General features: G+C 64.3%; 13 protein-coding genes. 2 read left to right on the top strand and 11 right to left on the bottom strand.

Going from position 1 to position 11,385, the window contains the following annotated elements; translation table 11 throughout:
• Nucleotides 1-7: 7 nt before the first annotated feature.
• The 10 genes from K3178_RS03270 to K3178_RS03225 form a co-directional block, all read right to left on the bottom strand.
• Complete coding sequence (locus K3178_RS03270; RefSeq protein WP_221569944.1) at nt 8-1,480, bottom strand: UDP-N-acetylmuramoyl-tripeptide--D-alanyl-D-alanine ligase; 1,473 nt, start codon at nt 1,478-1,480, stop codon at nt 8-10.
• Complete coding sequence (locus tag K3178_RS03265) at nt 1,477-2,955, bottom strand: UDP-N-acetylmuramoyl-L-alanyl-D-glutamate--2,6-diaminopimelate ligase (protein ID WP_221569943.1); 1,479 nt, start codon at nt 2,953-2,955, stop codon at nt 1,477-1,479. The genes K3178_RS03270 and K3178_RS03265 overlap by 4 nt, the downstream gene beginning before the upstream one ends.
• Nucleotides 2,942-4,654 (bottom strand): peptidoglycan D,D-transpeptidase FtsI family protein, encoded by a 1,713-nt coding sequence (locus K3178_RS03260; RefSeq protein ID WP_221570764.1) that lies wholly within the window; start codon nt 4,652-4,654, stop codon nt 2,942-2,944. The genes K3178_RS03265 and K3178_RS03260 overlap by 14 nt, the downstream gene beginning before the upstream one ends.
• A 41-nt stretch (nt 4,655-4,695) precedes the next feature.
• Entirely contained in the window at nt 4,696-5,214 is a 519-nt protein-coding gene (locus tag K3178_RS03255; RefSeq protein ID WP_221569942.1) for a hypothetical protein, read from the bottom strand.
• The gene (gene rsmH / locus K3178_RS03250) at nt 5,214-6,152 is read right to left on the bottom strand and encodes a 16S rRNA (cytosine(1402)-N(4))-methyltransferase RsmH (RefSeq protein WP_221569941.1); all 939 of its coding nucleotides are present in this window, start codon (nt 6,150-6,152) and stop codon (nt 5,214-5,216) included. Before rsmH ends, K3178_RS03255 begins: the two co-directional genes overlap by 1 nt.
• Nucleotides 6,149-6,574 carry a division/cell wall cluster transcriptional repressor MraZ gene (locus tag K3178_RS03245; protein ID WP_345719841.1) on the bottom strand — a complete coding sequence of 142 codons (426 nt, stop codon included), beginning with the start codon at nt 6,572-6,574 and terminating at the stop codon, nt 6,149-6,151. Before K3178_RS03245 ends, rsmH begins: the two co-directional genes overlap by 4 nt.
• A gap of 432 nt (nt 6,575-7,006) precedes the next feature.
• Complete coding sequence (locus K3178_RS03240; RefSeq protein ID WP_221569939.1) at nt 7,007-7,783, bottom strand: GldG family protein; 777 nt, start codon at nt 7,781-7,783, stop codon at nt 7,007-7,009.
• Complete coding sequence (locus K3178_RS03235) at nt 7,761-8,144, bottom strand: hypothetical protein (RefSeq protein ID WP_221569938.1); 384 nt, start codon at nt 8,142-8,144, stop codon at nt 7,761-7,763. Before K3178_RS03235 ends, K3178_RS03240 begins: the two co-directional genes overlap by 23 nt.
• 14 nt (nt 8,145-8,158) lie before the next feature.
• Nucleotides 8,159-9,175 (bottom strand): cysteine synthase A, encoded by a 1,017-nt coding sequence (locus K3178_RS03230; protein WP_221569937.1) that lies wholly within the window; start codon nt 9,173-9,175, stop codon nt 8,159-8,161.
• 42 nt (nt 9,176-9,217) lie between these two features.
• Nucleotides 9,218-9,535 carry a 2Fe-2S iron-sulfur cluster-binding protein gene (locus tag K3178_RS03225; RefSeq protein ID WP_221569936.1) on the bottom strand — a complete coding sequence of 106 codons (318 nt, stop codon included), beginning with the start codon at nt 9,533-9,535 and terminating at the stop codon, nt 9,218-9,220.
• A gap of 87 nt (nt 9,536-9,622) precedes the next feature.
• Here K3178_RS03225 and K3178_RS03220 point away from each other — a divergent pair, with 87 nt between their 5' ends.
• On the top strand, nt 9,623-10,240 hold the full coding sequence (locus K3178_RS03220; RefSeq protein ID WP_221569935.1) for a DNA-3-methyladenine glycosylase family protein: 618 nt from the start codon (nt 9,623-9,625) through the stop codon (nt 10,238-10,240).
• A 15-nt stretch (nt 10,241-10,255) separates the two neighbouring features.
• The gene (locus K3178_RS03215; protein ID WP_221569934.1) at nt 10,256-11,059 is read left to right on the top strand and encodes an SDR family oxidoreductase; all 804 of its coding nucleotides are present in this window, start codon (nt 10,256-10,258) and stop codon (nt 11,057-11,059) included.
• Between the two features lie 2 nt (nt 11,060-11,061).
• On the opposite strand, the gene K3178_RS03210 is transcribed toward K3178_RS03215, so the two are convergent.
• On the bottom strand, nt 11,062-11,352 hold the full coding sequence (locus tag K3178_RS03210; RefSeq protein ID WP_221569933.1) for a 4a-hydroxytetrahydrobiopterin dehydratase: 291 nt from the start codon (nt 11,350-11,352) through the stop codon (nt 11,062-11,064).
• Nucleotides 11,353-11,385 lie beyond the last annotated feature (33 nt).

Raw genomic sequence — 11,385 nt, 5'->3', positions numbered from 1 at the left:
GTGGCTCCTAGGTAAAGTGTTCGACGAGCTTGCCGAGCCCGACCGAGTTCGATCCCTTCACCAGCACGGCGTCTCCGGCGATCAGCCCGAATTCCTCGAGCCTGGCGATGGCTTCCTCGGCATTCGAGCAATGCTCCCACTCTAGCGGCTTGCCAAGCGAGTTGAAGGCGGGTTTCCCCAGTTCGCGGGCAAGAGCGCGCATCTCGTCGCCAACCAGCAACGCATAGTCGACATCGGCGTTGATCAGCGGCTGCGAGAGCTGGCCGTGGAACTTGTCGGCAAAGTCGCCCAGTTCCTTCATCGAACCCAGCACGGCTATGCGGCGGCTCGACGGCGTCTGGCCCAGCTGCGCCAGCGTGGCGCGCATGCTGGCGGGATTGGCGTTGTAGCTCTCATCGATCAGCAGCGCCTTGCCGCCCGGCGCATCGATACCGTGGCGCGCACCGCGACCCTTCAAACCGCCCATCTCGGCCAGCGCGAGACCGGCCGCGGCCATATCACCACCGGCTGCACGGACTGCCGCCATCACGGCAAGCGAATTGATGACCCAGTGATCGCCCGGCTCGGCAACGGTGTAGCACAGGCGCCCCCCGTCGACGCCCGGCACGCCGAATTCGCAGGTCACGAGGCTGCCGCCATTGGCGCTCGGGATCGCATCGAGCAGGCGCACATCGGAATGCGGCGCGCGGCCGAAGCTGACGATTTTCGCGCCGAGTTTGTCTGCGGCGTCCTTGAGCCTGTCGAAATATTCGCTGTCGGCGGGGATGACCGCGATCCCGCCCGGCCCCAGCCCGGAGAAGATTTCCGCCTTGGCGTCGGCAATGGCCTCCATCGAGCCGAGATTCTCGATATGCGCGGGCGCGATCGTGGTGATGACGGCGACATGCGGGCGTACCTGGGTGGTCAGCCCCTCGATTTCGCCGGCATTGTTCATGCCCATCTCGAAGATGCCGAAGCGGCTGCGCGCGGGCATGCGCGCAAGGCTCAGCGGCACGCCGACGTGATTGTTGTAGCTGCGCGTAGAACGGTGCGCAGCGCCGCGGCTGGCGCGTTCGAGACTGGCGAAGATGGCTTCCTTCACCCCTGTCTTGCCGACCGAACCGGTGACGCCGATGATCCTTGCCTCGGTCCGGCTGCGGGCAGCCTTGGCCAGCGCCTTCAGGGCCTCGGTGGTGTCGGCAACCAGGATATGCGGATAGTCGACCGGACGATCCACGATCGCCGCCGCCGCGCCGTTTTCGAAGGCCTTGTCGAGGAAGCGGTGGCCGTCCATCGCCTCGCCCTTCAGCGCAATGAAGAGGTCGCCATTGACGACATCGCGGCTGTCCATCTCGACGCCTGCCACCTGGAAGTCGCAGCTCGCTTCCCCGCCGACCGCCTCGGCAATGCTCTGTGCGTCCCAAAGGGTTAGAGGCAGGCGGTCGCGCGGGTCGGCGGGCCATTCGAGATAGGCCGGATGGCGCAGGATGGCGGCGCTCATGCGTCACCTCTGGAGATGGCCGCCGCGCATTCGCGTGCGACCTCGACGTCGTTGAAGGGATGGACCCGCATGTTTTCTCCCGATCCGATGATCTGACCCGTTTCGTGGCCCTTGCCCGCGACGAGGACGATGTCGTCCCGTCCCGCTTCGGCAATGGCCGCATGGATGGCTTCGCGACGACCCGCCACTTCGCGTGCTTGCGGCGCGCCTTCAAGCACCGCGCGGCGGATTTCCGCAGGATCTTCGCCGCGCGGATTGTCGTCGGTGACGATGACGAGGTCGCTCGCCTTGGCGGCCGCTTCACCCATGGGCGCGCGCTTGCCATGATCGCGGTCGCCGCCCGCGCCGAAGACGGTGATGAGCCGGCCCGTCACATGCGGACGCAGCGCAGCGATGGCGGCCTCGATCGCGTCGGGCGTGTGGGCATAGTCGATATAAACCGGGGCACCCGAAGGCGCGATGACTGCGCGTTCGAGGCGACCGCGAACCGGCTGGAGGCGCGCGACGGCATCCCACACGCGGCTGGCATCGATCCCAGTGGCAAGCGCAAGGCCTGCCGAGACCAGTGCGTTCGAAACCTGGTAGGCACCGATAAGCGGCAGGTTGATGGTGCGCTCGGTCCCTTCGTGCTCAACGGTTAGCGACTGGCCGAGCTGCGTCGGTTCGCGGCGGGTCAGGCGGATATGCTCGCCCTGTTCGCCAACGGTCATGACATTGAGACCACGCTTGCTCGCGTGCTCGACAACGCGCTTGTTCCAGCCGCTGTCGCCCGTTCCCATCCAGATAACCGCCGTCGCCCCGTCCGACACGACCTCGTCGAAGAGGCGCATCTTGGCGGCGAAATAGTCTTCCATGTCCGCGTGGTAATCGAGGTGATCGCGGCTGAAGTTTGTGAAGCCTGCCGCCATTACCGGCAGCCCCTCGTTGCGATATTGCGAAAGGCCGTGGCTCGATGCCTCATAGGCGACATGCGTGACGCCCTCGCGCGCCAGCCCGCTCATGTTGGAGAGGAAGGTGACGATATCGGGCGTGGTGAGGCCGGTCGACACGCTCTCATCGGGTGTGGTGACCCCCAGCGTGCCGATGCTCGCCGCGCGTTCGCCCGACATGCGCCAGATCTGGCGGGTCATCTCGACGCAGCTGGTTTTGCCGTTGGTACCGGTCACCGCGACGATGTGCTCGGGCACGGGAGTGAAGAACTGCGCGGCCATCTCAGCGAAGCATTTGCGCGGAGTGTCGGTGGCGATGTGGGTCGCGCCGTCGACCTTGACTTCCTTGCGCGCCACTACAGCGATTGCGCCAGCCTCGATCGCGGCGGGAATGAAATCTTCGCCGTTGACCTGCGTGCCCTGGAATGCGCCGAACACGGTGCCGGGCGCGACCTTGCGGTTGTCGATGGCGAAACCGGTGACATTGGTGTCGCCGCCCTCGGGGCAATCGACGCCCGCGCCTGCGCAAATCTTACTCAGCTTCATTTTGCGCCTCGGGAATGAGCGGGGTAATGGCGGAAATGTCGATGTCGCGCTTGTCGTCGGGGCGCACGCCGATCAGCGGGCCGATGCGCGGGACGAGGCGGCCCACGATGGGCGCAGCGTTCCAGGCGGCGGTGCGCTGGTAGGAACTGGCAAGCGTACCCTTGGGCTCGTCGAGCATGGCAATCACGACATAGCGCGGGCGGTCCATCGGGAAGGCCGCAGCAAAAGTGGAAACCAGCGCGGTGCGGCGATAGCCGCCCTTGCCGCCCGGCTTTTCGGCAGAGCCCGTCTTGCCGCCGACGCGGTAGCCAGGAGCGTTGGCATTACGGCCGGTGCCGTAGATCGAAATCGCGCGCATCATCTGGCGCATGCGGCTCGAGGTCGAGGCCTTGAACACGCGGCGGCCCTTGGGCGCCGCGCCGGGGCCCAGTTTCTTGAGCGTTGCCGGGCGATAGACCCCGCCGTTGACCATCGCCGCATAGGCACTGGCGAGATGCAGCGGCGTGACCGCGATACCGTGGCCGAAACCGACCGTCATATTGGTGAGCCGCGCCCATTTCTCGCCCGGCCAGAGCGGGAAACCCTTGGCGGGAAGCTCTATTTCCGGGCGACCGTTCATGCCGAGATCCATCATGTACTGGCGCATCCGCTCCGGTCCCACTTCGTCGGCGATACGAGCGGTGGTGGTGTTCGATGAATGGATCAGCGTCTCCACCGCGTTCAGCGTCGCACCCATTTCGTGACTGTCACGAATGGTGAAACGCCCAACCTTGACCGGGGTTGCATCGAACTGGCGGCCAAGATCGCGGATCGTACCGCTGTCGATGGCAGCGGCGACGGTGAGCGGCTTGAAGGTCGAACCCAGTTCGTAGACCTGGTTGGTCACGCGGTTGAACATCAGCTTCTGGCCCTCGGCGTCGATCTTGTTCGGATCGAATTCGGGCAAGGACGCAAGCGCGAGCACTTCGCCGGTATCGACATCGAGCACTATCCCCGCCGCGCCCTGCGCCTGGGTGAGTTTCATGCCGCGGCGCAGTTCGTCTTCGAGTGCGCCCTGCACGCGCACGTCGATGCTGAGCGCCACCGGCGTGCCGCGCGTCAGCGGGCTGGTAAGATGCTCGTCGAAGACCTGCTCCATGCCCACGCGGCCCGAACCGTCAGCGGCGACATAGCCGAGCACATGCGCGGCCATCTGGCCTTGCGGATAATGCCGGTCGTTCTCCATCGGCATTTCAAGCGCGAGTTCGCCAATGTCCTGCACGCGATTGGCTTCCTCGGGCAGCAGACGGCGGCGGATATAGGCGCCCTTGCCGCTCGCCAACTGGGCGGCGACTTTCTTTTCGTCCATTTCGGGGAAGATCGCCTTGAGCTTGGCCGCGACCTCCACCGGCTTGGCGATCAGCGGCTGCTCCCCCTCACCCAAGGCATCGGGATTGAACCACAGGGCATAGGCAGGGAATGCGCGCGCGAGGGGCACGCCGTTACGGTCGACGATCTCGCCCCGATCGGGCAGCAGCGCAGCTTCGAGCGAGGTCGCGCGCGCACCCTCGCCGCCGGCACCGAGATAAGCGATGCGCATCAGGGCGGCGGCCGCGACCAGCGCGAAGATCAGGGCAATCCACAAGACGCGCCAGCGCGCCAGGTCGAGCGATTTCTGGCGAATGCTGACGAGTTGCACCCGCCCGCTCGCCATCGCCATGCTAACCGCTCCCGGTCCACCGTGGAGAGCGGAGAATGCGTTCACCGGCCGACCTCTGCCATTGCGACGGAGGTGTTGGCGGGCCGGGCGAGCCGCTGCGCGAGGCTGGTCGCGAGCTGGCGCGTGGGCTGCTCGACCCTGGCCACGGCAACCGTGGCGCGCTCGGGCGTATCCTCCTCGAGCCAGTCGCCGAAGAGACCATCCTCCTCGACCGGGCCGGTGTCGGCCTTGGCCACGCGGATCATTTCAGGCGCATCCATGCCGCGGGGAGTGCCGAGTACGGCCAGCTGGCGTTCGTGCTCGACATACTGGTCGGCGCGCGGCGCGTCATAGCCGAACTCGACCTGGTTCCACGCAGCCAGCTGGGCCTGGCTGGCGCGGGTCTGGAATTCGGTTTCGAGCATCTGCTTCGACTTTTTCGCCGCGATGATCTGGCGCTCGAGCAGGCGCACCTCGCTCTTCACCGCGTTCACGCGGAAAGTGAGCGCGAGGAACATGGCCACGCAGATACCGAGCAACATGAGCCAGCCCACCTGACGGATGCGTGAGACCTTGGCCATTATGCTGCCTCCCTTGCCGGCGTGCTGGTGCGGATCGCGTGACGCAGGACGGAAGAACGCGCGCGCGGGTTGCGATCGATTTCGGCTGCGCCGGGCTTGATCGCCTTCGAAACTCTGGAGAAGACCGGATCGACCTGCGCCGCCATGGGGACGTGACGCGAGCCGCTCGGGGTTGAGGATGCCTCGCGCAGGAAGCGCTTGACGATCCGGTCTTCGAGGCTGTGGAAGGAAACCACGGCAAGGCGGCCCCCTTCGCGCAGCAGGTGCTCGGCGGCTCGCAACCCTTGGGACAGTTCGTCGAGTTCGCCGTTCACGTGAATCCTGATGGCCTGGAATGTGCGGGTGGCCGGGTCTTTCTTGTCATGCGGCTTGTGGCCCAGCGCCTTGCGCACGACATTCGCGAGTTCGCCGGTCGTCTCCAGCGGGCGCGCAGCGACGATCGCCCGCGCGACGCGGCGCGACTGGCGCTCCTCGCCATACTGGTAGATCACGTCCGCGATGGTGCTTTCCTCGGCAGTGTTGAGGAAATCGGCCGCGCTTTCGCCGTCCTGGCTCATGCGCATGTCGAGCGGGCCGTCGCTGGAGAAGGCAAAGCCGCGCTCGGCCTGGTCGAGCTGCATCGAGGACACGCCGATATCCATGACGACCCCGTCGACGCGTTCGACACCGGCGGCGCGCATCACGTCGAGCATTTCGGAAAAGCGATGCGGGTGAAGGATGAGGCGGGGCGGAGTACTCTCCGTCTCCCGCCAGGTGCGACCCGAAGCAATGGCGTCGGGGTCCCTGTCGAATGCATGCACGGTGGCGCCGCGCTCCAGCAGCGCGCGCGTATAACCGCCCGCGCCGAAAGTCGCGTCGATCAGCACGTCGCCCGGCTGCGGGTCGAGAGCTTCGATCACCTCGTCGAGGAGGACGGGGATGTGCGGTGCGGCGCTCATTTGCCCTTCGCCTTCGCTTCGGCGACCAGGCTGTCGCAGGCGGCCTTGGCGCTGGCCCATTCATCGCCCATTTCGGCGAGCTGTTCGGGGTTCCACAAGGTGAAGAAGCGTCCGCCGCCCTGGAAATAAAGGCCGTCCTCGATCTTGCCGAGGCTGCGCAGGTGTTCGGGCATGACGAAACGCCCGCTGTCGTCGAAGGGCATTTCGACGAAGCCGAAGAGCTGGCTGGCGCGGGTATCGCGGTCGAAATCGCGGTTTAGGGCGGTTGCGCGGTCTTCCTCGCGGTCGAGCTGGGCTTCGAGCTCTTCCTTGCGCGACAGGCCGAAGCCGACGAGGCAATTCCATGTGGGATGCTTCATGAGGCACAGCACGCGGCCGTCGGAGCTTTCCTTCACGGCCTTGCGGAACAGGGGCGGAAGCACAAAGCGGCCCTTATCGCCTGCAGGCGAATAGGCTTGTCCGCTGTACCCTCCGAATTGCACTCCCCAGTCCCCGCAGCTTGGCCCAGTTGGCGTTTTCACCTCTTCCGCCGAACACACCTCCCCCGTCCGCAAAAGCATGCGCTTTCACGGCTCGCATCGCTTTCGGCGACGCGCGCAAAGACACTGGCATGTCCGATGTCTGAGTTAATTATCGCGGGAGGCGCGGGGATGGAAGGGAAAATTGCGGGATTTTACGGGATTAATCTGTAATACATTGATTTGATTGCATTCTTATCCGCAAAAGCCTGTGCATATCGTTAACAGATCCTTAACTTAGCCTACGGAAAAACCAAGGGAATCGGCGGCTGTCCCGCATGACCTCCAGCCGAGTCCCGCAAATTCCCGCGCCGAGTCCCGCAATTTCCCGTGAGGCTAGTTTTGAGGTTCAGGGAGCAGCGGATCGAGCAGCCGCCAGAGTGCCTGCTTGCGCTTCGCCGGGACCGGATCACCCCATTCCCAGTCGAGGAGAGCGGCGTCTGCGAACAGATAGGCCTCGCCTTCGCCATTTACGCATTGGGCGATCAGGCCGTCCTCGAGCGCGTGGCATCGACGCGATGGTTCCCCGGTGTCCTTGGCCACGAACTGGCCGGCCAGGTTTACCGGGAAGTCGACATTCGACTGCCGAAGTACCCGCTCGCCTTCCTCTTGGTCCTCGTCGAACCTCAATTCGATACCCAGCCGATCGAATATGGGCGAGAGCAGCACCACATCCTGCGGCCTGCGCTTGTCACCTATGCGGTAACCCGAATGACGGGTCAGCATGGGGTCCGCCATGATTACCGCCCTGCCTCCTCCGGCAAGGAATGCATCGAAAGCCACATTCTCTGACGGGGCAAGTGGCCTTGGCTGGGCAAGCAGAACCCGGTCGAGACCCTCCAGCGCATCGGCTTCGAGTGTATCGAGCGGAACGAGTTCAAACCTGCTCTCCAGCTCTGTTCGCACCCAGTCCGGCTTGCTCGTGCCATCGAGAATGGCGCCGAAATCCCCCTCCCCCCAATAGATCGGGAGAGTGGTGAAAAGGCCCAGCTTCGGCTTGGTCTCGCTCACCTCGCTCCGGGCGGCCTGGTCTTCGGCAGCACTGCCCCCGCAAGCGGAAAGCAGGACCAGCGCTATGGCCGCAAGGATATTACGGCTCGCGCTGAAGATCATCGGGCACGCCCTGTTCCGGAACGACCGCGGGCGATTGCGCCGTGGTCGGAGTTGGCTGTGCGGGCAGGTCGGGCACCACACCGGCATCGACCAGCGGATCCTGCTGCGTGGGTGCTGCGGTCGGCTCGGTCGTTGCTGCCGCCGCCGGAACCGACGCGGCATCGACCTCGCGTGTGCGGTCCTGGATCAAGCTGGCAAGCCCGACCAGCAGCACCATCAGCACCACGCCGCCGATACCGATCTGCAGGCGCTGCATCGATTGCGCGCGCGACCCGGCGAGTGGAACATCGGTAAGCTCAGGTGCGCCCGGCGCGCTGCGGGTCAGGTCGAAAGTTCGCGGCATGCCGGGAATCTTGGGCATTCAGGCCGCCCGCGTCAATCGCTTGTGGCGAGCCAGTCGAAGACCGGCAGGTCTTTAGAGCGCAGCCAGTCGGCATCGTAAAGCGTCGAGAGGTAGCGAAATCCGGTATCGCACAGGATCGTCGCCACACGCGGGTTTTCGCGCCCTTCAGCGACCAGCTTCTTGCCCAGTTCGATCGCGCCAGCGACATTGATGCCGCTGGACAGGCCAAGACACAGGCCTTCCTCGCGCAGCAGGCGGGAAACCCATTTGAGGCCTTCCTCGTCCGATATGCGGAACTGGGTGTCGATCGGCGCGCCTTCGAGATTGCCGGTGATGCGGCCCTGGCCGATGCCCTCGGCGACCGAGGAGCCTTCGCCCTTCAATTCGCCATTAGCGAAGTAGTTATAGAGCGCTGCGCCGTGCGGGTCGGTCAGCGCAATCACGACATTCTCGTCGAATTCCTTGAGGCCCATGCCCACGCCGGCAATCGTGCCGCCCGTGCCAGCCGCGCAGGTGAATCCGTCGATCCTGCCATCGAGTTGTTCCCACAGTTCCTTCGCCGTGCCTTCGATATGCGCCTTGCGGTTGGCGGTATTGTCGAACTGCCCCGCCCAGATGGCGTTTTCGGTTTCCTCCGCCATGCGCCGCGAGACGTGCTGGAAGTGGTTGCAGTCGGCATATTTGGTCGGAGGGACGGTGACCAGCTCCGCGCCCAAAGCACGGATGGTCTGCATCTTTTCCTTCGACTGGTTGTCGGGCATCACGATGATCGTCTTGTAGCCAAGCGCATTGGCCACCAGCGCGATGCCGATACCGGTGTTGCCGGCGGTGCCCTCGACCACGGTACCACCCGGTTTCAGCACCCCGCGTTTTTCCGCATCGCGGATGATGTAGAGCGCGGCGCGGTCCTTCACCGAAGCGCCGGGATTGGCGAATTCGCATTTGCCATAAATATCGCAGCCGGCTTCCTCGCTCGGCCCTTCGAGGCGGACAAGCGGGGTGTTGCCGATGAGGTCGAGCGTCTGCTCGCGTACGGGAATTTGTGTCATGATGGCCGAGTTAGGCGCGCACGCCTTAACCCGCAAACAACATCAATCTTCAGGCGCGATAGTAACCTTGAGGCCGTCGAGATCCGCGCTGAATGGGATCTGGCACGAAAGGCGCGAGGTCTCGACGCGGTGGTCGCTGCTCTCGAGCAGGTCGTCCTCGTCCTCGCTCATCGCGGGCAGCTTGCCGGTAAATTCGGGGTCGACATGCACATGGCAGGTCGCGCACGAACAGCAGCCGCCGCACAGCGCCAGCAGCTCGTCGAAGCCATTGTCGCGGATGGCCTCCATCACGGTCAGGCCGTCTTCGACCTCGATTTCGGAAGTATCGCCTTCGCGGGTGGTGACGATCAGCTTGGGCATCGATGGATTCCTGTGTTGCATCGCCCGCCGCGCGGGCCGTATGCGTGGGGCTGCTATTCAAACCGGCGCGGGAAGGCAAGCCACACAATGGGTCTCACAAGGGCGCAGATACGCGATCACCTCGATGCGGTGGCGGCAGAAGACAAGACTGTGGCAGGCGCGATAGAGCGCGTCGGGTATCCCGAAGAGCGTATACGCGAGACCGGATACCGCACGCTGCTGCGCACCATCGTCGGCCAGCAAGTAAGCGTCGCGGCCGCGTCTTCGGTTTGGAACAAGCTGGAAGCCGAGCTGGGCGAGGAGATGCACGCGCACGAATTGCTCGCCCGCGATTTCGACACTTTGCGCGGCTGCGGTTTGTCGCGCCAGAAACAGGGCTATGCGCGATCCCTGTGCGAACTGGTGGCGAGTGGCGAGCTCGATCTGGAGAACCTGCCGGAGGATGACGAGGAGGCCATTGTAGAACTCACGCGCATCAAGGGCATCGGGCGCTGGTCGGCGGAAATCTACCTGCTGTTTGCCGAGGGAAGGCAGGACATCTGGCCCGCAGGCGACCTCGCGGTGCAGGCGGCACTCGGCAAGATGCTCGACTTGCCCGAACGCCCAAGCGAGAAGCAGACGCGCGAGCTGGCCGAAAAGTGGAAGCCCTATCGCGGTGCCATGGCCATCTTCACCTGGCATGCCTATGCCGACCCTGCATTGTAATTCACGAGAGGTTTCATGAGCACGCGCAAGGCTATCTTCGTCACCGGAGGCGCATCGGGCATCGGCCGCGCCATCGCCCTCTATTTCGCCGAGCGTGACTGGTTCGTCGGCGTGGGCGATGTCGACGAGGCGGGCATGCGCGAGACCCTCGGAATGATGAAGCACGGCTTCAGCTACCGGCACACTTTCGATGTGCGCAAACTCGATCAGTGGGAGGAAGCGCTCGACGCTTTCGCCACGGCTGCGGGCGGGCGAATTGACGTCGTGGTCAACAACGCAGGCATCGCACCCGGCGGACCGATCGATACGCTGAGCGCAGAAGAAATCTCGGCGTGTATCGACATCAACGTAACAGGGGTGATCTTCGGCGCCAAGGCCGCTCACCCGCATCTCGCCAGAACTGCTCCCGGGTCGTGCCTGCTCAACACTGCAAGCATTGCCGGGCTTTACGGCTTGGCCGATATCAGCGTCTATTGCGCCAGCAAGGCAGCAGTTCGGAGCCTGACTGAGGCCTTCGATGCGGAATGGTCGGAAGAAGGCATTAAGGTGGCCTCGCTCTGCCCGATATTCGTCGATACCCCGTTGCTCGACAAGACGCCCAACCGATCGTCGAACGACATCATCCGCGACAATGTGACCGAACAGAAGGGCGAAGTCCTTCCGGTCGCCGACGTGGCCGCTGCGGCATGGCGCGCGGTCCATTCCGACGAATTACATCACCTCCTGGGAAAGACTACGAAGAAGCTCGCCTTCGCCCGGCGGTGGATGCCCGGAAGGTTGCGGCGCATGGTTCGCCGCGGCGAAAGCGCCTGGAAATAAGCCTAGACCAGCTTGTCGATCTTCTTGGCCATGTTGACGTCGCGCAGCGAAAGTCCGCCCGCATCATGCGTGGTCAGGGTGATCTCGACCCTGTTGTAGACGTTGAACCATTCGGGATGGTGGTCGGCCTTGTCGGCCTTGATCGCGATGCGGGTCATGAAAGCGAAGGCTTCGGCGAAGTCTCCGAATTCGAACTTGCGCTCGATCGCCTTGCCTTCCCGGGTGAGCGACCATTCGGGCAATGCGCGCAGCCAGGTCTCGCGTTCTTCGGGGGTCAGCTCTTCGACGGGCATCTTCGCGAATCTCCTGTGCTTGTCGCGAGGGAG

Origin of the sequence: Qipengyuania sphaerica, assembly GCF_019711595.1 — a bacterium.
GTDB lineage: Bacteria > Pseudomonadota > Alphaproteobacteria > Sphingomonadales > Sphingomonadaceae > Qipengyuania > Qipengyuania sphaerica.
Note: the sequence above shows the minus strand (reverse complement) of the source record. Positions and strands in the feature narration are given on the sequence as shown.